A 21,157-nucleotide genomic window follows, 5' to 3' on the forward strand; every position below is an offset into this window, starting at 1 on the left:
GGACGGCCACGACGGTCGACCGGCCGTCGGCACGAGGACCGGCCCGAGGGCCGGGCACAGCGGGAGGCAACACCGAATGGCGAGCAAGGGGGCCTCGACGGCCCAGGTCACGACGGCGGTTCGACGCGCCCGGTACGCGGTGGCCGCCGTGTTCTGCGTGCACGGCGCGGTCACCGGATCGTTCGCGACCCGGGTGCCGTGGATCCAGGACCACGCGGGGGTGAGCGCCGGCCAGTTGGGGCTCGCCCTCGCCTTCCCCGCGATCGGCGCGGCCCTCGCGATGCCCCTGGCCGGCAGGATCGGCCATCGGTTCGGCGCACGCACCGCACTGCGCGCACTGCTGGCCCTGTGGACGCTGTCGCTGGCCCTGCCCGCGCTGGCACCGAACCTGGCGACCCTGTGCGTGGCGCTCTTCGTCTACGGGGCCACCTCCGGGATGTCGGACGTGACGATGAACGCGCTCGGCGTCGACCTGGAGAGACGGCTCGACCGGTCCATCATGTCCGGGTTGCACGGGATGTGGAGCGTGGGCGCCCTGATCGGCTCGGTCGGCGGCACCCTCGCCGCGCACCTGGGCACCGACGCACGCGTGCACCACGTCCTGACGGCGGCCGTCCTCACACTGCTGGGCCTCGCCGCCTGCCGCGGGGTGCTGGACATGCGGCCCGCAGTGGACGAGGAGCCGCCGCCCCGGTTCGCGCTGCCGCCGCGTTCGGCCCTGCTCATCGGCACCGTCGGCTTCTGCGCGGTCTTCGTGGAGGGCGCGAGCCTCGACTGGTCGGCCGTCTACCTGCGGGACGTCCTGGACGCGTCGCCGGGGCTGGCCGCCGCTTCCACCACCGGTTTCACCCTGACCATGGCGGTGGCGCGGCTGGCGGGCGACCGGGTCGTCGACCGCTTCGGCGCGGTGCGGACCGTGCGGGTGGGCGGCGCTCTCGCCGCGGTCGGCGGACTGATGGTCGTGACCTCGAACCATCCGGCGGTGGCCATGAGCGGGTTCGCCCTGCTCGGGCTGGGGGTCGCCGTGGTCGTGCCGCTGGCGTTCGCCGCGGCCGGGCGCAGCGGGCCGAACGCCAGCATGGCCATCGCGGGCGTCGCCACCGTCACCTACTCGTCGAGCCTGCTCGCACCGTCCGCCGTCGGGGCGCTCGCCGATCTGACGAGCCTGGTGGTGTCGTTCGGGCTGGTCACGGCGCTGGCCTTCGGGCTGATCGCCCTCGCGGGCGTGCTCCGGACGGCCGAGCGCACCACCCGACCCCGGGTCGACTCGCCGAGCGCCACGACTCCGACCTCGAAGCCCTGACGGACGATCCGTACACACGCCCCCCTGCTCCCGACCGCCTGCCCCTGCGCCGCAGGTCGGGAGCAGGGGGCGTCCGGATGCCGGGCAGCCGGGTGCGGGGGCGCGCCGGTGCCATGCCGCCGGGACCGGGCGATCCCGGGACCTTTAGCATGTCCCCGATCATCCCGGCGTACGGACAGAAAGTGACCTCCCCATGGACCTCGGTGTGCGCTGGAAGCTGCACGGCGACGGGCGGACCCCCGCCCCGGGCGCCGTCGTCCGGCCGGACGAACGGCTTTCCTGGCCACGGACCTTCGGCCTGGGTGCACAACACGTGGTGGCCATGTTCGGCGCCTCTTTCGTAGCGCCCGTTTTGATGGGCCTTGACCCGAATCTCGCGATCATGATGTCCGGGGTGGCGACGGCCATCTTCCTGCTGGCGACCAAGGGCCGGGTGCCCAGCTACCTGGGCTGCTCACTGTCCTTCGTCGGGGTGGCGGCCGTGATCCGGGCGCAGGGCGGCACCAGTGCGACGGTGACCGGTGCGGTGTTCGTGGTCGGCGTGGCGCTGTTCCTGGTGGGCATCGCGGTGCAGCGGTTCGGTGCGCGGATCATCCACGCGGCCATGCCGCCGATCGTCACGGGCGCCGTGGTGATGCTGATCGGTTTCAACCTGGCGCCGGTCACCGCCACCACCTACTGGCCGCAGGACCAGTGGACCGCGTTGCTGGTGATGCTGTTCACCGGCGCCGCGGTGGTGTGCCTACGGGGTTTCTGGTCCCGTATCGCGATCTTCCTGGGGCTGCTCTTCGGGTACGGGATCTCCTGGCTGTTCGACCGGGTCTTCGGCATGATCCACTCGAACGACGGCTCGGGGAAGGTCGTCGACCACTGGCGCCTCGACCTGTCGGCGGTGGGCGGGGCGGACTGGATCGGCCTGCCGTCGTTCCACGGGCCGTCGTTCGAGTGGTCGGCCGTGCTGGTGGCGCTGCCGGTGGTCATCGCGCTCGTCGCCGAGAACGCGGGCCATGTGAAGGCGGTCGGCGAGATGACCGGTGATCCGCTGGACGACAAGCTGGGCACCGCGATCTCCGCCGACGGCGCCGCGTCGATGCTGTCCACCGCCGTGGGCGGCCCGCCCAACACCACGTACTCGGAGAACATCGGCGTCATGGCCGCGACCCGGGTCTACTCGACGGCCGCCTACTGGGCGGCGGCGGCCTTCGCGCTGCTGTTCGGGCTGTGCCCCAAGTTCGGTGCGGTCGTGGCGGCGATCCCCGGCGGGGTGCTCGGCGGGATCACCGTCATCCTGTACGGGATGATCGGGCTGCTCGGTGCGCAGATCTGGATCAACGCGGGCGTGGACCTGCGCAATCCGCTGAACCTGGTGCCGGCCGCCGCGGGCATCGTCATCGGCGTCGGCAACGTCTCGCTGGAGTTCTCCGACACGTTCTCCCTCAGCGGCATCGCCCTGGGCACCATCGTCGTCATCACCGGATACCACGCGCTGCGCGCACTGGCCCCGGCCCACCTCAAGACGCAGGAGCCGTTGTTGGACTCCGGGACGTCGACGTACGACGAGGCTCCTCGCCGGTCGGACGGCAAGGACGGCGACACCCCGCGCCGGGGGTAGCGGCGCGGGCGGGGTCCGCAGCGCGCCGTGGGCCCCGGCCCCTGTGCGGTGCCGCGCGGGGAAACCTTATCCCCGGCCGTGGGTGTTGCGGGGGTGCTGGCGGGCGGTCCGTTCGTTGCCCCGCCGGTAGTTGCCGGTCCAACGGGCCATGACCCGTTGCTGGTCACCGGTCGCCGCCTCCTGGAGGAACCGCGCGGCCCGGGCACCCCGGAGAACGGTCGCCGACCGCCCGTGGTGCCGTATCTCCACGGTGCCGTCGCCGCGTTCCTCGAACACGAACCCCTGTGCCGCTGCCATCTGCCCCGCCTCCCGGAGGTCTCGCGTACGCAGGCCCATGGTGCTCGGTCGGCGGGCGTCGCGCGAGCCGATATCGACGGTGCCGACGGCCCGGCGCGCGTCCCGGCCGTTGCGCCTGCGGGGGCTCGGGGCCTCTCGGTAGCCTGACGTCACTGACGTCGGGGGGAGCTGACCGTGGGGAACGTGCTGCCGGTGGCCGTCGGGGCCGCCATCGGCCTCGTGGGTGTCCTGCTCGGTTCGTGGTTCACCGCGCGCCGACAGGACCGTCTGTGGCTCCGCGAGCAGAAACTCAAGGCCGGAATCGGCTTCAACACGGCAGTGGCGCAACTGCTGGACCACCTGAAGGAGACCCGGCTCGGCGACGACGGCCCCGGGGCCGACGAGTTGGCGGACCGGATGCAGGAAGCACGCTCGGCCCTCTACCTGCTCTGCGCCGACGGCACCGTCGACCTCGCCGACGCCCTCGCGCGTCGGGTCTGGAGCACCCGGCCCACCGACGGCAGGGACGACCGTAGGGCCGAGTTCCAGGAGACCTTGGACCTCCTGCGTCGCTTCACCCACCAACTCAGGAAGGAGATCGCCAGCACGTAGCCCCGGGGCGACGAACTAGCCGCCGGTGGCGAGTTCGTAGGCGTACGCCGGGGTGAACGTTCCCGGACGGCCCCGGCAGCCGTCCGACTCGCCGGGCAGCTTGACCCACAGGTACGCGTCGAGGCGGGGCTCCCCCGTGTTCAGGGTCGGCGGTCGGCCCAGCGCACGGCCGGCCGGATCGCACCAGGCACCGTCGGCGGGGGCGCCGTTGCCGTTGCGGCTGGTGTCGACCACGGCACCGAGACCGGGGGCCCCGTCGAGGGCGTCCAGCACGGCCCGGGCGAACGCGTTCTCGTCGGTGGTCCGGTGGAAGTTGGAGACGTTGGTGAAGATCCCGTCCGAGGAGTCCGCCGATCCGGCCCCCGCCTCGCGCAGTCGGGCCGCGATGGTCGCGGGGGCGTGCCAGCCGGAGTGACCGGCGTCGAAGTAGACCCGGGCCTGCGGATTGGCCTCCTTCAGGACCCGACCGGCCCGGGCCAGGGACTGGTAGCGCCGTTCGCGGGCGGCGTCCGGGAGGCAGTCGGCCAGGGCGACCGCGTCGGGTTCGAGGACGACGATGACCTCGTCGTCGCCGAGCCCGGCGGCGAACCGGTCGATCCAGTCGTCGTAGGCGGCGGTGTCCGGGGCGCCGCCCTGGGAGGCGCCGCCGCAGTCGCGGTCGGGGATGGTGTACGGGACCACCACGGGAACCCGTCCGCTGTCCGATCCGCCCGAGGTCACGGCCCGCACCCGGGCGGTGATGTTGGTGGGCGTGTAGTCCGCGAACCAGACGGCGGCGGGTCGCTCCGCGATCTCGGACCTGATGGCCGCGGCCCGGGGGTCACCGGGGTTGGCCCGTACCCAGTCCAGTACCTGGGACTCGGGGTGACGGTAGAGCCCGGAGGACGCGGGGGCCTTCCGGGTGGCGGGCGCACGGGTCGCGGGGCGCGCGGGGGCGGACCTGGTCGGTGCCGACGGGCGCGGGGTGCGGCTCGCGCTGGCCGACGGGGTGGTGGTGGGGCCCGGGGTCGCCGTCTCGTCCGGTGGGGCGGAGCGCCGGGGCGAGGGGGACGGCGGCGGTTCGACCGGGAGTGGCGGGACGATCGGGGTGGAGGTGATCCGGGGCCGCGCCTCGTGCGCCGGACCGCCGCGCTCCCGCAGTGCGTCGAGCGTGCCGGCGACCGTACCGAGCAGGGCGACGGCCGAGGCGGCCAGCACCATCGCGGTCCGGTGCCGTCCGTGGCGTCGACGCGGACGGCGGGTCTCACCCGCCCGTCCGCCGGGTCGCCTCGCGTGCGCACCGGGCACGGCGCCTCCCCTCCCCCGGTGCCGTGCGACCGTTCCCCCGTTCCGGGGAAGCCCCCGGCCCATCGGCACCCGGGACAGCCTAGAGCTGGGACGCTGCCGCCATGACACGGTTGACGGAGTTCCCCGCACCGACGCACGGGGTGGACGCGGTGGTACGGGCCATGCGTGCGCTCGGTGCGCAGTGGCCGCCGGGAGACGGGGTGTCGGTCTTCAACGGCGTCTACCTGACCGTCACCGAAAGGGTCGGCCGGGACATCCACGGCGGTGGCTTCCCCGACCGACGGGCCGCGACCACCCTGGCCGTCCTCTTCGCCCGGCGGTACCTGGTGGCGGTGCGGGCGGTGGAGGAGGGGGAGCGTCCGCCGGCCTGTTGGCAGCCGCTGTTCCAGTTCCGCCGGCATCCGGGGGTACGTCCGGTGCAGTTCGCGCTGGCGGGCGTCAATGCGCACATCGGGCACGATCTGGCGCTGGCCGTGGTGGACACCTGCCGTACGCTCGCCTGCGAACCCGCCGACCTGGAGGACGAGTTCGACCGGGTCGGCGAGTTGCTCGTGGCGTTGGAGGAGCAGGTGCGCGAGGAGCTGATGCCAGGCCCCGACCTGCTGGAGCTGGCGGATCCGCTCACCCATCTGGCGGGGGCGTGGAGCCTGGAGCGGGCGCGGGACGCCGCCTGGTCCTCGGCCCGTTGCCTGTGGGCGCTGCGCCGGCTGCCGGAGCTCGGTGACGAGACCGCCGCCCGGCTGGACGCGGCGGTCGGCCTCGTGTCCCGCTTTCTGCTGACCCCGTCCCGCTGAGGCCGCCGGGGGCGCCCCGGGTTACGCGTTGGTCCCGGCGTCCACGGTGATCGCCGCTCCGGTGATGTGCCGGCCGCCCGGCCCCGCCAGGTGGGCGACCGTCGCGGCCACGTCGTCGGGGGCCAGGAAGCGTCCCAGCGCCGACAACGCCCGCTGGTCGTCGGCGTCCTGGCCGTTCCCGGGGTTCATGTCGGTGTCGGTGGACCCCGGGTGCACCACGTTCACGGTGATGTCCCGCGGGCCGAACTCCCGGGCCAGCGCCCGGGTCAGCCCGCCGAGGGCCGCCTTGGTCATGGAGTACAGCGCGACGCCGCCGAACGGCACCCGCTCGGCGAGGTTGCTGCCGATGCTGATGATCCGCCCGCCCGCCGGCAGGTGCGGCGAGGCGGCCTGTACGGCGAGGAACGCCGCCCGGGCGTGCACGGCGAGCGCCCGGTCGAGCTCTTCGAGCGTCACCTCCTCCACCGGCCCGAAGGGGAAGATGCCCGCGTTGTTGACCAGGACGTCGAGTCGCCCCAGTTCGTCCGCCGTTCGCCGGACGGCCTCGACGACGGCCGCCGGATCGGCGGAGTCCGCCTTGATCGTCAGCGCCCTGCCGCCCAGCGCTTCGACCTCGGCCACCAGTGCCGCGGCGCGCTGCTCACCGAGGTCACTGACGTAGGTGAACGCCACGGCCGCCCCGTCCCGGGCGAGTCTGCGTACGACGGCCGCCCCGATGCCCCGGCTGCCCCCCGTCACCAACGCGACCTTGCCGGTCAATGTGCTCATCCCCGCACCCCTCCCATTTCTGTGTCGATCGCTACAGAATCATTCACCTCCACACCCCGGCACGTCAAGGCATATATTTGTCGCTCGTTACAGAATTGCTCGACCGAAGGGAGACCGTCATGCCCCCGCCCCGTGGACGCCCCCGCGCGTTCGACCGGGACACCGCTCTGGCCCGTGCCATGGAGACCTTCTGGCGGTACGGCTACGAGGCCACCTCGGTGACCGACCTGACCGCGGCCATGGGCATCAGCTCACCGAGCCTGTACGCGGCCTTCGGCTCGAAGGAGCAGCTGTTCCGGGAGGCCGTCGCCCTCTACGACGCCACCGAGGGCGAACCGGCGACCCGGGCCCTGGTCGAGGAGCCGACCGCCTACGCCGCGGTGGCCGCCGTACTGCGCTTGAACGCCCGCGCCTACGCCCATGACGGCCGTCCCGCGGGCTGCATGATCGTGCTGTCGGCGATGAACTGCTCCCCGTCCGGCTCCGGAGTGCGCGACCACCTCGCGGAGCGCCGTCGCGAGGGTGCGGACGCCCTGCGCGCCCGGCTCGACCAGGGGGTGCGCGCGGGCGAGTTGACGTCCGACACCGACACCAGGGCGGTCGCCGCGTTCTACACGGCGGTCCTCCAGGGCATGTCGGTACAGGCCCGGGACGGCGCCGGGCACACGGAGCTGGAGCGGATCGCGGACCGCGCGCTGGCCGCCTGGGACGCGGTGACGGCGCCCACCGGCTGAGCCGGGGACGCCGTCAGGGGGAACGCAGGGGAACGCCGGGGAACGCAGGGACGGACGGCCGGATCAGTCCTCCGGCAGTTCCACCGGGGCGATCTCGTCGTACAGGTCGCCCGGGCCGGGGTTCGTGGCGTCGGTCTCCCCGCCGAGCTGGCGCATCACGCCCCACACGGCGTTGAGCGCGGTCTGCACGGCGCCCTCGGCCCAACCGGCGGTCCAGGAGATGTCGTCACCGGCGAGGAAGATGCCCCGCTTGTCCTCGGGCAGCCGGTCCTGCATGAAGTGCGTGAACAGCCGTCGCTGGTACCGGTAGTGACCCGGCAGGTTGGCCTTGAAGGCCCCCATGAAGTACGGCTCGTTCTCCCAGGACACCGTCACCGGGTTGCCGATGATGTGCCGTCGGACGTCGACGTCCGGGTAGATCTCGCCGAGCGACTTGAGCATGACCTCCATGCGCTCGTGCGCGGAGAGCGGGAGCCACTTGAGGCTGTCGTCGCACCAGGTGTACGAGAGGCAGATGACGGCGGGCTTGTCCGGACCGTCGTCCAGCAGGTAGGTGCCCCGCGTCATCCGGTCGGTGAGGGTCATCGACATGACGTCCCGGCCGGTCGCCTCGTCCTTGTCCAGCCAGAACGGCCGGTCGACGGGGACGAACAGCTTGCTCGACTCCATGTAGTGGGTGCGCTCGATGGCCGTCCAGTGGTCGATGGGGAACAGCGCGTCGTCGCAGTCGATCTTCGACAGCAGCATCCAGGACTGGGCGGTGAACACCACCGCCGGGTAGGTGCGGATGTCGCCCGTGGTGTCGGTGACCGTGATCCGGTTGCCCGCCGTGCGGTGCAGTCGGGTCACCGCGGGACGCGGGGCGCCGTCGTGCAACGAGGACAGCGAGGTGCCCGGCGCCCAGTGGACGATCTTGCCCGGCGCCCGCTCCCACAACCGCAGCGGAAGCTGCTGACTGCCCCCGACGATGCCGCGGTGGTGGTCGTCGGCCTCGGTGTAGACGACCCGGAGGATCTCCAGGATCGAGTTGGGGAAGTCCGTGTCCCACCCACCGGTGCCGAACCCGACCTGACCGAAGATCTCCCGGTGCCGGAAGGACCGGAACGCCTCCGAGTCGCAGAGGAAACCGTAGAAGGTCTGGTTGTCCAGCTTCTCGACGAGTCGCGCCCAGATCTCCCGGATGCGGGGGACGTCGCGCTCGCGCATGGCCTGGTTCATGTCGGAGAAGTCGGCGCCCTCCTCCAGGCAGGCGTTCCACGCCTCGGCGACCTGGCGGTACACATCGGGCAGGTCGTCCAGGGTGCGGGCGTAGTGGGACTCGCCCTTGAGGTCGACCACGGTCGACGGCGTCGTCTCGGCGAGCGGGTTGGGGAAGGGCCGGGTTTCCAAGCCCACCAGGTCGATGTAGTGCTGGAGCGCGGTGGACGAGGGCGGGAACCGCATGGCGCCCATTTCGGCGGTGAGCGAGGGGTCACAGCCGTCGAAACCGACGGTGCGCAGCCGCCCGCCGATCTGGTCGGCCTCGTACACCACCGGCTTGAGGCCCATCTTCATCAGCTCGTACGCGGCCACGATCCCGGACAGTCCGCCGCCGACCACCGCGACCTCGGTGCCGTGCGCCGTCGCGGGGACCTGCCCGAGCCCGGCCGGGTGACCGAGGAAGTCGTCGTACGCGTAGGGGAAGTCCGGGCCGAACATGGTGATCGGCGGCTGCGCGTCGGTGTGCTGGACGGCTGTGGGCACCGTGGACGTCATGGGGTGGGGACTCCTTGCACGGGGGACTACGGCCGCGGCGGCGGCGGGAACTCGGGGGGAGAGGCAGGGCCGTCCTCGACGGTACGTTTCGGCGTTCCACCGGGACAAGACGCGTCCGTTGCGCGTGACCTGGCGATTCATTGCGTTCTGCGCGCCCTTCACGGCGATTCGTTGCGCTCCGGGGCGGGTCCGGGCGGGGTCAGGGCGCCCGGCCGCGCAGGACGGGTCGGCGGAGGCATGGAGGGCGAGATGACTTGTTCGAACAAGTTGCCTCATACATGCTCAACGCGGCCCCCCATTGGATGAAGGCTCAACGAACGGCTCGTCCTCGCTGCCTGGATACTCACCGCCCCTCCCGGAGCGCCCGGAGCTTCGTCTAGGCTGGGCACCGCATCACATGCTGCGCACACGTACCGGCCCGACGACCACGACCGGCGGGGCCGGCCGAACGGACGAACACGGGGAGGACGGGGAAGATGGCGCCCCGGCACGAGGAGATCGCCGAGGAACTGCGCCGGGCGATCGACACCGAGGAGTACGCGGTGGGCGCGCTGCTCCCGTCGGAAACCGAACTCGCCGCCCACTACGGCGTCTCCCGGGGCACCGTCCGGCAGGCCGTCACCGCACTGACCACCGAGGGACTCATAGGGTCCCGACAGGGCGCCCGCCGGGTGGTGCTCGCCGGCCGCCGCGGCCAGAGCTTCGCGGAACTGCGCAGCTTCGCCCGGTGGGCCCGGTCGATGGGACGCGAGGCCAGCGGTCGGGTCATCGGCTCGGAGTACCGCCCGGCCGGAGCGCAACAGGCCTCACGGCTCCGACTCCAGCCGGGCGCACGCGTGCTGCACGTCCTGCGGCTGCGCGGGCTGGACGGCGAACCGGTGCTGCTGGAGCGGACCGTGTACGCGGGCTGGATCGCCCCCGCGGTGGAACGCGTCCCGGCCGACGCCCCCTCCGTCACACAGGCGCTGTTCGAGGACACCGGGCTGGTCCTCGCCCACGGGGAGCACCTCATCGACGCGGTGGCGGCCGGCGCCCGGGACGCCGAACTCCTCGACGTGCGACGCACCAGCCCGCTGCTGCGGGTACGACGGACCACGACGACCCGGGAGGGCCGACCGGTGGAGTGCTCCGAGGACCGCTACCGCTCGGACGCGGTCGGCTTCAGCGTCCACAACTCGCTCCACCACAACACATTGGCCCGCCGTACGGGCCCGGGCCTCGGCTGACCGCCTCGCGCCGGGCCGGTCGAGGGATCAGCCCGGCGTACCGGACGAGAAGCGGCGCAGCAGCGGGGACAGCACCAGTACCGACTTGGTGCGCTCCACGAAGGGCTCGGCCGCGATGCGTTCGAGGACGCGCTCGAAGTGCCGCATGTCCGCGGCGAAGACCTGCACCACCGCGTCGGCGGCCCCGGTCACGGTGGAGGCCGCCACGACCTCCGCGTACGGTTCGAGCCCCCGGTGGATCTCCTCCACCGACGTGTTGCTGCGGCAGTACAGCTCGATGAAGCCCTCCGTCTCCCAGCCCATGGCGGCCGGGTCGACCCGGACGGTGAAGCCGGTGATCGCGCCGGTCGCGCGCAGCCGGTCCACCCTGCGTTTGACGGCCGGCGCGGACAGGCCCACCTGTTGGCCGATGTCGGCGTAGGAACGGCGGGCGTCCTGGGCGAGGGCGTGGACGATGGCTTCGTCGAGGTCGTTCAGTCGCACGGCGGGTCGTTCGCTTCTCTCACTGGCCCCGACTGCTGCGGGGACGGCGGTGGGCCGTCCCCGCAGTAGAACACGGCCGTGACCGGGCCCGCCCGGAGGCGGACGCGACACGGAGGCGGCCGGCCCCGGGGGCGGTGCGGACCACCGCGCCCGGTACCGGCCGGCCCGTCAGTTCCAGCTCGCGTGCAGCGGCTTGCCCTCCGCGTAGCCGGCGGCGCTCTGCACCCCGACGATCGCCCGCTCGGCGAACTCCTCCAGCGATCCGGCACCCGCATAGGTGCAGGAGGAGCGGACGCCCGCGATGATCGAGTCGATCAGGTCCTCCACGCCGGGCCGCTCCGGGTCGAGGTACATGCGCGAGGTGGAGATGCCCTCCTCGAACAGCGCCTTGCGGGCCCGGTCGTACGCGGACTCCTCGCTGGTGCGGTTGCGAACGGCCCGGGCAGACGCCATGCCGAACGACTCCTTGTACAGCCGGCCCTCGGCGGACTGCTGGAGGTCGCCCGGCGACTCGTACGTCCCGGCGAACCAGGAGCCGACCATCACGTTCGACGCGCCGGCGGCGAGCGCCATGGCGACGTCGCGGGGGTGGCGCACCCCGCCGTCGGCCCAGACGTGCTTGCCGTACTTGCGGGCCTCCGCGGCGCACTCCAGCACGGCGGAGAACTGCGGGCGGCCCACGCCGGTCATCATCCGGGTGGTGCACATCGCGCCCGGTCCGACGCCGACCTTGATGATGTCGGCGCCCGCCTCGACGAGGTCGCGGACGCCCTCGGCGGCGACCACGTTGCCCGCCACGATCGGCACCTCGGGACCCAGCGCGCGGACGGCCCGCACGGCGGCGATCATCGACTCCTGGTGGCCGTGGGCCGTGTCCACCACCAGGGTGTCCACGCCCGCGTCGAGGAGCTGCTTCGCCTTGCCCGCGACGTCCCCGTTGATGCCCACGGCCGCGGCGATCCGCAGCCGGCCGCGCGCGTCGGTGGCCGGGGTGTACAGGGTGGCGCGCAGGGCGCCGCGGCGGGTGAGGATGCCCACGAGCCGCCCGTCGGCGTCCACCGCGGGGGCGTACCGGCGGTTCGCCGAGTCGAGCTGGTTGAACGCCTCGCGGGGGTCGATGTCCGCGTCCAGGATCAGCAGGTCGCGCGACATGACCTCGTTGAGCTGGGTGAACCGGTCGACCCCGGTGAGGTCCTGGTCGGTGACCACGCCGATCGGCCGGTGGTGCTCGTCGACCACGACGCCGGCGTGGTGGGCCCGCTTGGGCAGCAGGGCCAGCGCGTCCGCGACGGTCTGGTGGGCGACCAGCACGATGGGGGTGTCCAGCACGAGGTGGCGGCTCTTGACCCAGCCGACCACGTCGGTGACGACCTCGATCGGGATGTCCTGGGGAATCACCACGATCCCGCCGCGGCGGGCCACGGTCTCGGCCATCCGCCGGCCGGCTATCGCGGTCATGTTGGCGACGACGAGCGGAATGGTGGTGCCCGAACCGTCCGGGGACGAGAGGTCCACGCCCTGCCGGGAGCCGACGGCCGAACGGCGCGGGACCATGAAGACGTCGTCGTAGGTCAGGTCGTACGGGGGCTTGAGGTCATTCAGGAAACGCACGTGCTGCTCATCCCAGTCGATCAGAGGTGGCCCCCGAACAGGTCAGTCGGGGGAAAAGCACGTACTTCAGTGTCCCATGAGACGGCTCTGCACCGACCTGGGACGATCATCCAGGGCACGGAACGGGGCGTTCGTCCTTTCCTCCAAGGTCAAGGTCAAGGCCGTGGGCCGACCCCCTACCCCCGCGTGCCCCGCGCTGTCTCCCCCCACCCTGCCCCGCCCTGGGGCGGCCGACTCCTCCCCGCCCGGCGGTGCGTACCGCGTTTTCGGCCGGGGACGCGGAATCGTGTCCCCCGCGGCGCATCCGACGTCGCGTCCGGTCCGGAAGGGGTCGGTGGACGGGCGGGCACGCCGTTCTGTCCCGACCCGATGGAAGGAGGGTGACGGGTGTCCGGCACCGATGTGGTGATCGTGGGCGCCGGCGCGGCCGGACTGTCGCTGGCCCACTGGCTGACCGAGCAGGCTCCGCGCGCACCCCTGTCCACGCCCCTGTCCGTGACGCTGATCGACGCCCCACCGGGCCCGCTGCGCCCGCCCGACCGCACCTGGTGCTTCTGGGAGGGGCCCGGCGGCCCCTACGACGCGTTGCTGACGGCGGCCTGGGACCGGCTGCGGGTGCACGGCCCGGACGGTGCGGCGACGACCGGACGGACGACGCCGCTGCGGTACAAGATGCTCCGTTCCACCGAGTTCAGCACCGCCGTGGGCACCCGGATCACCGCAGCGGGGGTGCGGCGGCTGACGGCCGTCGTCCACGGGATCGTGGACGACCCGGTCGGCCGGGAGGGCGCCGAGGTGCACGGCACCCGTGCGGACGGTTCCCCGCTGCGGCTGCGGGCCCGCTGGGTCTTCGACTCCCGGCCGCCGCGGGTCGCTCCCCCGGCCCGCACCGTGCTGCTCCAGCACTTCCGGGGGTGGTTCGTCCGGACGCGACGGCCCTCGTTCCGCCCGGACACCGCCGATCTGATGGACTTCCGCACCCCGCAGCCGGCGCGCGGCCTGTCGTTCGGGTACGTCCTGCCGACCGGCCCGTGCACCGCCCTGGTCGAGTACACCGAGTTCTCCCGCACCGTCCTCACCGGCGAGGGCTACGACCGGGCCCTGCGGCACTACCTGGACCGGATCCTCGGCATCGACGGGTACGAGGTCACCGCCGTCGAACAGGGAGTGATCCCCATGGCCGACACCCGCTCGACGGTGCGTGCGGGGGCCTCGGTGTTCCGGATCGGCGCCGCGGGCGGGGCGACCCGCCCCTCCACCGGGTACACCTTCGCCGGGGTGCAGCGGCAGACCCGCGCCGTCGCCGCCCTGCTGCACGCCGGACGCGTCCCCGTGCCACCGCCGGCCCACGGCCCGCGGGCCCGCGCCATGGACGCCGTCCTGCTGCGGGCGCTGGACACCGGCCGGGTCGCCGGCGCCCCCTTCTTCACCCGGCTGTTCCGCACCGTGCCGCTGCCGACGCTGCTGCGCTTCCTGGACGGGGACACCCGACCGTCCGAGGACTTCGCGATCGGGCTGCGCACCCCCGTGCGGCCGATGCTGCACACCGCCCTGGAACTGCCCTTCGTCCCCCGCCGCGCCACCAACGGAAGGCCCCCACGATGACCCTGCTGCGCGACGACGCCCTGTCGGCCGCGTTCGACCACGCGTCCCGCTCGTACGACCGGTTGACCGCCGTCAACCCCGGCTACCACCGCCAGCTGCGCCGCTCCGCGCACCGGCTCGGGCTGCCGCACGACGGCACCGGGCTGCGCGTCCTGGACCTGGGGTGCGGCACCGGGGCGTCCACCGCCGCCCTGCTGGACGCCGCGCCCCGGGCCCGGATCACCGCGGTCGACGCCTCGGGCGGCATGCTGGCACGGGCCCGCGCCAAGTCCTGGCCGTCGAACGTGAGGTTCGTCCGGGCCCCCGCCGAGGCACTGGCCGAACACGGGGTGGTGGGGCCGTTCGACGCGGTGTTCGCGGCGTACCTGTTCCGCAACCTCAGCGACCCCGATCCGGTGTTGGGCGCGGTGCGCGAACTCCTGGTGCCCGGTGGGCGGTTCGCGGTCCACGAGTACGTGCTGAGCGGCCGGGGCGCGCACCGCGCCGTGTGGTACGCGGTGTGTGCCGGTATCGCGCTCCCCGCGGGCGCGCTGACCGGGGACCGGGCGCTGTACCGGCACCTGCTCGGCAGCGTGACCGCCTTCGACACGGCGCCCGCCTTCGGCGAACGGGTACGACGCGCCGGGTTCACCCGGGTGCGGGTGCTGCCGGTGTCCGGCTGGCAGACCGGTGTGGTGCACACCCTCGTCGCGGCGGCCCCGGGGGCGGTGGCGTGAGCACCCGGTACGGGCGCGACCGCCGGTCCGTCCTCCTCCCCGCCCCGGCGGGACGTCCGCGGGCCACGGACCCGCCCCCTTCGGTGGCGGTCGTCGGCGGGGGCATCGCCGGACTGACCGCGGCGACCGCGCTCGCCGAACGCGGCGTACGGGTCACCCTCCACGAACGGGAACCGGTGCTCGGCGGGCGGCTCGCGGGCTGGCCGGTGCGGTTGGCGGACGGCTCGGCGGTGACCATGAGTCGCGGCTTCCACGCCTTCTTCCGCCAGTACTACAACCTGCGGGCCCTGCTGCGCCGCACCGACCCCGGACTCGAACGGCTGCGGGCGCTGCCCGACTACCCGCTGCTGCACCACGACGGGCTGACCGACGGTTTCGCCCGGGTGCCGCGGACGCCGCCGTTCAGCGCCCTCGGCTTCGTCGCGCTCAGCCCGTCCTTCGGCTGGCGGGACCTGCTCCGGATGGACCCGCGGGCCGCCCTGCCGCTGCTGGACGTGCGGGTGCCCGAGGTGTACGGGCGGCTGGACGGGATCAGCGCCCGGGACTACCTGGAGGAGATCCGGTTCCCGGCAGCGGCCCGGCACCTGGCGTTCGAGGTGTTCTCCCGTAGCTTCTTCGCCGACCCGCGTCACCTGTCGGCCGCGGAGCTGGCGTTGATGTTCCACATCTACTTCCTCGGCTCCAGCGAGGGGCTGCTCTTCGACGTGCCCACCGAGCCGTTCCCCACCGCACTGTGGGATCCGCTCGCCGCCCGGCTGGACCGGCTCGGCACCGAGGTGCGCACCGAGTGCGGCGTCGAGGAGGTGGACCCGGGCGCCGCCGACGGGCCGTCCGTCACCGCCGGGGGTCGGACCACCCGGTACGACGCGCTGGTGTTGGCGCTCGACACCGGAGGGCTGCGGCGACTCGTCGCGGCCTCGCCCCGGCTGGGTGACGAGACGTGGCGCGCCCGGGTCCTCGCCGCGCGGGAGGCCCCGCCGTTCCTGGTCTCCCGCCTCTGGCTCGACCGGCCCGTCGCACCGGAGCGGGCCGGGTTCCTGGGCACCAGCGGCTTCGGGACGCTGGACAACATCAGCGTCCTGGACCGCTGGGAGGGGGAGGCCGCGCGCTGGGCGGCCCGCCACGGGGGCAGCGTCGTGGAGTTGCACGCGTACGCCCTGGCTCCGGACGCCGACCGGGCCGCCGAGCAGGCGCGGCTGCTCCAGCAGCTCCACCGGGTGTACCCGGAGACGGCCCGCGCCCGGGTGGTCGACCAGCGTCACGAGTGGCGGGCGGACTGCCCGCTGTTCCCGGTCGGCGGCTATGCGCAACGCCCCGCGGTCACCACCGCGCACCCCACGGTGGTCCTGGCCGGCGACCACGTCCGCAGCGGGCTTCCGGTGGCCCTCATGGAACGCGCGGCCACCACCGGGTTCCTGGCGGCCAACGCCCTCCTGACCCGCTGGGGCGTGCGCGGGCACCCGCTGCGCACGGTCCCCCGGCGGGGCCGCGTCGCCGTGTTGCGGGCGCTGGCCCGCGGGAAGTGACCGGCGGGAGGTGACCTGCGGCGCCGGGCCCCGGTGGTCAGCCGGGGAACCGGCCCGCGGCCCGCAGCTCCCAGCGCCGTTCGGCGTAGGCGAGGTCGTCCCGCCACAGCCGCTCCGCGGCCCGGCGCATCACGGGCCGCACCAGGGGCGCCAGCCCCCGGGCCACCGCGAAGCCGCCCCGGTCGGAGGCCGCGAGCACCGCCTCCACGACGGCGGTCCGCGGCCCCCGCCCCGCGCCGCCGCCCGCCGTCACCGGCGTGGCGTGGGTCTCCACCACCGACCCGGCCCCCTCTCCGGTCACGATGCGCATCACCACGGTCCGTGGTCCGGGCGCGGTGAACTCGGCCCGCACGGGCACCACGACCCGCCCGGCGACCTTGAAGGACACGTCCACCACGAACGCGTCGTCGTCCCCCGCGGTGTCCCCGGGGGCGCTGACCACGTTCAGGTCGACGAACGAGTAGGGGTGGAACCACGCCCCGTGCCAGGGGTCGAGGCGATTGGCGACGACGTCCTCCGGTTCGCAGCGCCCCACCGCCAGGCACACCGCGTCCACTGCCCGCGTCGCCTCCGGTCGCGGGGGCACCGGGGGGAGTTCGGTGGGCTCCTCACCCCCGGGGCGGTTGAGCCGCACCCAGACGAGGACTCCGTCGTCGTGGGCCGGGTACGGCGCCCACCCGGCGAACGGCCTGCCGTCCAGGGCGAGTCCGTGCCAGTGGCACACCAGCGTCCCGCACCGCACCGGGCTCTGCCGCAGCGGCGCTCCGAGGTGCGGGCAGGCCCCGGGCCCGGCCACCGCCGCGCCGGCCGCGTCCCGCCACAGCACCAGTTCGACCCCGGCCACGGTCCGCCCCAGCGGCCGGTCCGCCGTCAGCTCGCGGCTCCCCCCGACGACGTACCAGTTCCCGGTGGGGCGCTCCTGGGCGCGGGCGAGGGCGCGGGCGATCACCGCCGGCTTCGCCTCCGACCAGGTGGGCCGCTGTCGTTCCCAGGGCACCGGGGCGCGCCGCAGCCGCAGCGGTACGTACGGTCGGCGGGGGGTCATCGGACCCTGCCGGTGGTGGTGGAGGGCCGGGGCGACGGTGGCGGTGGTGGACCGCAGGCGTCGCGGTGGGCGAGGCGGGCGAGGAACGCGCTGGTCAGCCCCCGTGCGGCGACCGCCGCCCGCCGGCCGCGGCCCACCACGGCCCGCCGGTGCAGCACCGCGTACCCGTCGTCGGCGACGGCGTCGAGGATCGCCCCGTAGAGCACGAAGGCGGTCCGCACGCAGGGCCGGGAGACGGGTTCGAGGAGGTCGATGCCCGGGGCCGCCCGGGCGTAGACCTCACGGGTGAGGCGGGCCGCGGCGATCAGGGCGGCGGTGATCGCGGGATCGCGGCGTCCGGTGCGGCGGCTCCACTCCAACAGGTCCCGGTCGACGCCGTGCGCGGCGAGGAGGTCCGCCGGCAGGTAGACCCGGCCCCGGTCCAGGTCCTCGCCGACGTCGCGCAGGAAGTTGGTGAGCTGGAAGGCGACCCCGAGGTCCGCCGCGTACGGGGCGGCCTCGGCGCGGGGCACGACGGTGCCGAGGACGGGCAGCATCTGGAGGCCGATGACGGCGGCGGAACCGTGCATGTAGCGACGCAGTTCGGCGTAGTGGGGGTAGTCGGTGACGGTGAGGTCGTCGCGCATGGCGGTCATGAAGTCGGTGAACAGGGCGGGTTCGACGGCGTACCGGGCGGCGGTGTCGGCGAGGGCCCGCACCACCGGCTCCGCGGTGGGTTCGCCGCGGAGTTGGGCGGTGAGCCGCCGGTGCAGTGCGTCGAGGGCGGCAGCCCGGGCCTCGGGGCCGGCAGCCCGGGCCTCGGGGCCGGCGTCCGCGCCGAGGTCGTCGACGATGTCGTCGGCGTGCCGGGCGAAGCCGTAGAGGGCGTGCACGGCGGGCCGTCGGGCGGCGGGCAGCAGTCGGGTGGCGAGGAAGTAGGTTCGGCCGTGCCGGGCGTTGAGCCGACGGCAGTGCGTGTAGTCGGCGCGCAGGGCGGGGTCGCTGATCCCGGCCGCGTCGAGTTCACGGTCCGTCATGGGCGCTGACCCTCCTGGGGCGGGGGCGGGCGGTACGGCGGCCGGTGATGCGGGCGGCGGCGAGCTTGCCGGAGATGAGGACCGTCGGCACGCCCACGCCGGGGGTGGTGCCGCAGCCGGCGAGTACGGCGTTGGTGGTGCCCGACACCAGGTTGCGGGGGCGGAACGGGCCGGTCTGCGCGAAGGTGTGCGCCACCGCGAACGGTCCGCCGGCCGCGTGTCCGGCCGCCGTCCAGTCGAGCGGGGTGACCAGGCACTCCTCCTCGATCGCGGCGGCGAGCCCGGGCAGGTGGCGGCGTTCCAGCACCCGGAGCAGGGAGTCCCGGTAGCGGGGACCGAGCGTGCGCCACTCCCGGGCCCCGGGCCCGAGGTCGGTGTTGGGGCAGGGCGCGAGCACGTAGTGCAGATGGCGGCCGGGCGGGGCCAGGGAGGGGTCGGTGGCGGTGGGCCGGGTGATGAGCAGCGACGGGTCGGTCATCAGCCGCCCGGTGGTGAGTTCGCGGAAGGTCTCCCGCCAGGCGGCGCCGAAGGAGATCGTGTGGTGGGCGAGGTCCGGCCAGGTGCGGTCCGTCCCGGTGTGCAGGACCACGGCGGACGGTGCGTGGCGCAGCCGCTGGGGGCGGCGCGGGGCGCGGCCCAACAGGCGGTAGGCGACGGGCAGGTCGGGGGTGAGGACGACCGCGTCGCAGGCGATGCGCTCGTGTTCGGTGTGCACGGCGGTGATCCGTTCGCCGCGGCGTTCCAGCCGGGTCACCGTACTGCCGTAGCGCAGGGTGGCGCCCGCGTCGGCCGCCGCGTCGGCCATCGCCCGGGGCAGCGCGTGGACCCCGCCGCGCGGGAAGTACACCCCGGCGACGGTGTCCATGTAGGCGATGACGGCGTAGGCGGCGAGCGCCCGGGCGGGCGGCACCCCGGCGTACAGCGACTGGAAGGAGAAGACCCGCCGCAGCCGTTCGTCGGAGAGGAACCGGCCGATGCGGGCGTCCAGTCGGCCGAAGCCGCCGAGGGCCGCGAGCCGGGCGAGGTCGGGGTGCAGCAGGCCGAACGGGGAGTCGAAGTCGGTGTCGATGAACCGCCGCATCTGCACCTGGTACAGCTCGGTGAGCCAGGCCCGCAGCCGCCGGTACCCGAGGGCTTCGCGGGCGCCCGCGAAGCGGTGGACTTCGGCTTCCATGGCATCGGCCCGGGTGTGCACGTCGAGGCTGGAGCCGTCGGCGAACCGGGCCCGGTAGGCGGGGTGCAGCGGGACCAGGTCGAGCCGGTCGGTCAGGTCCTCGCCGACGGCGGCGAAGGGTTCCGCCATCAGTTCGGGCATGGTGAGCACGGTCGGACCGGTGTCGATCCGGTAGCCGGACCGGTGCAGCAGCCCCGCTCGACCGCCCGGTCCGGTGTCCCGCTCGACGAGGGTGACCCGGCGGCCCGCGCCGAGCAGGTGCAGTGCGGCGGAGAGTCCGGCGAGCCCGGCCCCGACCACCACCACGTGGTCGGTGGGCCCTGCAAGGGTTCTCATCGGGGGGCTCCTTCGCTGGGGTGGGTCGAGGGCCGTTCACCGCGGGCGACGGCGGTCAGCAGCCGTCCCAGGTGCGCGAGTGCCCCGGGGGAACCGGCGGGTTCCGCGGTCGCCAGGTGGCGGCGGGCCAGTTCGGCGAGGTGGTCGATGCGTGCTTCGACGACGTCACGGGCGCCGGTCATGACGAGGGTCGTCCGGACCCGTTGCAGGTCGGCGGCGCTGAGGTCGGGGGCGCCGAGCGCGGCGTCGAGCACGGACACCGCGGCCCGGTCCCCGCACGCTTCGGCGCGGGCCCGGCCGACGGCCGTCAGATAGGTCGGCTTGCCCTCGCGGATGTCCTCGCCGGAGGGCTTGCCGGTGTCGGCGGGGTCGCCGAAGGTGCCGAGCAGGTCGTCACGGAGTTGGAAGGCGATGCCGGCGCAGCGGCCCGCCGCGCACAGGGCCCGGGTGACCTCGTCGCCGGCCCCGGCGAGGGCGGCCCCGAGGGCGAGCGGCCGTTCCACCGTGTACAGGGCGCTCTTCAGCCGGGCCACCCGCAGGGCCTGGGCGCGGGAACGGGCGCCGGTGACCTGTCCGTGCAGGTCGAGGTACTGGCCGGCCACCATCTCGGTGCGCAGCGCACGCCACTGGGCACGGACCGGGCCCCGTACGTCGGGTGGCAGGTCGGTCTCGGCGACCACGTCGTCGGCCCAGGCCAGCGCGAGGTCGCCGACGAGGACGGCGGCGCTGGTCCCGAAGTCGGCGCCGGCGTGCCGCGCCCCGGGTCCGTAGCGGTCGCGCAGCGCGGTGTGGACGGCGGGGCGGCCCCGGCGCAGCGGGGAACCGTCCATCAGGTCGTCGTGGACGAGGGCACAGGTCTGGAGGAGTTCGAGTCCGGCGGCGATCCGGAGGGCGGGGGCGACGGCGTCGACGGGAGCGCCGCAGGACCGCAGGGCCCACCACAGGAACTGTGACCGCAGTCGCTTGCCGCCGTCCAGGGTGAAGCGGACGGTCCGCGCGGCGATGTCCTCGGCGAAGACGGCGTCGATGAGCGCGGATTCCCGTTGCCGCTGCGCGAGTAGGTCCGCGAGGACCCGACCGACCTCGGCGGGCACGTCGGCGTCGGTCCGCCGGGCGCGGTCGGGCGGGGACGGCGGGTGGCGGCGCACGACCGGTTCGCGCGGCGGGGGTTCGCGCAGCGGGGCCCGCCCCGCTGGCGGCCTTGCGCCGGGGTGGTCCTGGGCGGCGGTGCGGCGCATCGCGCCCCCTCTCGTCGCGTGGTTCGGCTGACTCCCGGAA

General features: G+C 74.1%; 19 protein-coding genes. 9 read left to right on the plus strand and 10 right to left on the minus strand.

Features of this window, described 5'->3' with window-relative positions; translation table 11 throughout:
- Positions 1-76: 76 nt before the first annotated feature.
- Positions 77-1,303 carry an MFS transporter gene (locus ACFV88_RS25125; RefSeq protein ID WP_385494135.1) on the plus strand — a complete coding sequence of 409 codons (1,227 nt, stop codon included), beginning with the start codon at positions 77-79 and terminating at the stop codon, positions 1,301-1,303.
- Between the two features lie 193 nt (positions 1,304-1,496).
- Positions 1,497-2,915: a uracil-xanthine permease family protein gene (locus ACFV88_RS25130; protein WP_385494137.1), complete on the plus strand. Its 1,419-nt coding sequence runs from the start codon at positions 1,497-1,499 to the stop codon at positions 2,913-2,915.
- Positions 2,916-2,981: 66 nt separating this feature from the next.
- Here the strand turns inward: ACFV88_RS25130 and ACFV88_RS25135 are convergent, their stop codons facing one another.
- Positions 2,982-3,212: a hypothetical protein gene (locus ACFV88_RS25135; protein ID WP_385494138.1), complete on the minus strand. Its 231-nt coding sequence runs from the start codon at positions 3,210-3,212 to the stop codon at positions 2,982-2,984.
- Positions 3,213-3,386: 174 nt separating this feature from the next.
- Here ACFV88_RS25135 and ACFV88_RS25140 point away from each other — a divergent pair, with 174 nt between their 5' ends.
- A complete protein-coding gene (locus ACFV88_RS25140; RefSeq protein ID WP_385494139.1) occupies positions 3,387-3,803 on the plus strand; it encodes a hypothetical protein in 417 nt (138 codons plus the stop codon).
- Positions 3,804-3,818: 15 nt separating this feature from the next.
- Here ACFV88_RS25140 and ACFV88_RS25145 read toward each other — a convergent pair whose 3' ends face one another.
- On the minus strand, positions 3,819-5,003 hold the full coding sequence (locus tag ACFV88_RS25145) for a glycoside hydrolase family 6 protein (protein WP_385494140.1): 1,185 nt from the start codon (positions 5,001-5,003) through the stop codon (positions 3,819-3,821).
- Between the two features lie 188 nt (positions 5,004-5,191).
- Between ACFV88_RS25145 and ACFV88_RS25150 the strand changes: the two genes are divergently transcribed.
- Entirely contained in the window at positions 5,192-5,884 is a 693-nt protein-coding gene (locus tag ACFV88_RS25150) for a DUF5995 family protein (protein ID WP_385494141.1), read from the plus strand.
- A 21-nt stretch (positions 5,885-5,905) separates the two neighbouring features.
- On the opposite strand, the gene ACFV88_RS25155 is transcribed toward ACFV88_RS25150, so the two are convergent.
- Positions 5,906-6,652, minus strand: a complete 747-nt coding sequence (locus tag ACFV88_RS25155) for an SDR family NAD(P)-dependent oxidoreductase (RefSeq protein WP_385494142.1) — start codon at positions 6,650-6,652, stop codon at positions 5,906-5,908.
- A gap of 119 nt (positions 6,653-6,771) precedes the next feature.
- Here ACFV88_RS25155 and ACFV88_RS25160 point away from each other — a divergent pair, with 119 nt between their 5' ends.
- Positions 6,772-7,386, plus strand: a complete 615-nt coding sequence (locus tag ACFV88_RS25160; protein ID WP_385494143.1) for a TetR/AcrR family transcriptional regulator — start codon at positions 6,772-6,774, stop codon at positions 7,384-7,386.
- Positions 7,387-7,449: 63 nt separating this feature from the next.
- On the opposite strand, the gene ACFV88_RS25165 is transcribed toward ACFV88_RS25160, so the two are convergent.
- Entirely contained in the window at positions 7,450-9,141 is a 1,692-nt protein-coding gene (locus ACFV88_RS25165) for a flavin monoamine oxidase family protein (RefSeq protein ID WP_385494144.1), read from the minus strand.
- Positions 9,142-9,617: 476 nt separating this feature from the next.
- On the opposite strand from ACFV88_RS25165, the gene ACFV88_RS25170 reads away from it, so the two are divergent.
- Positions 9,618-10,367: a GntR family transcriptional regulator gene (locus ACFV88_RS25170; protein WP_385494146.1), complete on the plus strand. Its 750-nt coding sequence runs from the start codon at positions 9,618-9,620 to the stop codon at positions 10,365-10,367.
- Positions 10,368-10,394: 27 nt separating this feature from the next.
- Here the strand turns inward: ACFV88_RS25170 and ACFV88_RS25175 are convergent, their stop codons facing one another.
- Positions 10,395-10,850, minus strand: a complete 456-nt coding sequence (locus ACFV88_RS25175; protein ID WP_385494147.1) for an Lrp/AsnC family transcriptional regulator — start codon at positions 10,848-10,850, stop codon at positions 10,395-10,397.
- 168 nt (positions 10,851-11,018) lie between these two features.
- On the minus strand, positions 11,019-12,461 hold the full coding sequence (locus ACFV88_RS25180; RefSeq protein ID WP_385494148.1) for a GuaB1 family IMP dehydrogenase-related protein: 1,443 nt from the start codon (positions 12,459-12,461) through the stop codon (positions 11,019-11,021).
- Positions 12,462-12,848: 387 nt separating this feature from the next.
- Between ACFV88_RS25180 and ACFV88_RS25185 the strand changes: the two genes are divergently transcribed.
- From ACFV88_RS25185 to ACFV88_RS25195, 3 genes are read left to right on the plus strand one after another with little or no spacing between them, the layout of a single operon-like run.
- Entirely contained in the window at positions 12,849-14,066 is a 1,218-nt protein-coding gene (locus ACFV88_RS25185) for a lycopene cyclase family protein (protein ID WP_385494149.1), read from the plus strand.
- Entirely contained in the window at positions 14,063-14,782 is a 720-nt protein-coding gene (locus ACFV88_RS25190; protein WP_385494150.1) for a class I SAM-dependent methyltransferase, read from the plus strand. The genes ACFV88_RS25185 and ACFV88_RS25190 overlap by 4 nt, the downstream gene beginning before the upstream one ends.
- Positions 14,779-16,308, plus strand: coding sequence for an FAD-dependent oxidoreductase (locus ACFV88_RS25195; protein WP_385494152.1), 1,530 nt, complete (start codon positions 14,779-14,781; stop codon positions 16,306-16,308). The genes ACFV88_RS25190 and ACFV88_RS25195 overlap by 4 nt, the downstream gene beginning before the upstream one ends.
- A 37-nt stretch (positions 16,309-16,345) precedes the next feature.
- Here ACFV88_RS25195 and ACFV88_RS25200 read toward each other — a convergent pair whose 3' ends face one another.
- The 4 genes from ACFV88_RS25200 to ACFV88_RS25215 are packed head-to-tail and all read right to left on the minus strand — an operon-like array spanning position 16,346 to position 21,117.
- Positions 16,346-17,353 carry a DUF5914 domain-containing protein gene (locus ACFV88_RS25200; RefSeq protein ID WP_385494153.1) on the minus strand — a complete coding sequence of 336 codons (1,008 nt, stop codon included), beginning with the start codon at positions 17,351-17,353 and terminating at the stop codon, positions 16,346-16,348.
- Positions 17,350-18,369, minus strand: coding sequence for a phytoene/squalene synthase family protein (locus ACFV88_RS25205; protein ID WP_385494154.1), 1,020 nt, complete (start codon positions 18,367-18,369; stop codon positions 17,350-17,352). Before ACFV88_RS25205 ends, ACFV88_RS25200 begins: the two co-directional genes overlap by 4 nt.
- Positions 18,356-19,879 (minus strand): phytoene desaturase, encoded by a 1,524-nt coding sequence (locus ACFV88_RS25210; protein ID WP_385494155.1) that lies wholly within the window; start codon positions 19,877-19,879, stop codon positions 18,356-18,358. Before ACFV88_RS25210 ends, ACFV88_RS25205 begins: the two co-directional genes overlap by 14 nt.
- On the minus strand, positions 19,876-21,117 hold the full coding sequence (locus tag ACFV88_RS25215; protein WP_385494156.1) for a polyprenyl synthetase family protein: 1,242 nt from the start codon (positions 21,115-21,117) through the stop codon (positions 19,876-19,878). Before ACFV88_RS25215 ends, ACFV88_RS25210 begins: the two co-directional genes overlap by 4 nt.
- Positions 21,118-21,157: the final 40 nt, after the last annotated feature.

It is taken from the genome of Streptomyces sp. NPDC059816 (genome assembly GCF_042732055.1).
GTDB lineage: Bacteria > Actinomycetota > Actinomycetes > Streptomycetales > Streptomycetaceae > Streptomyces.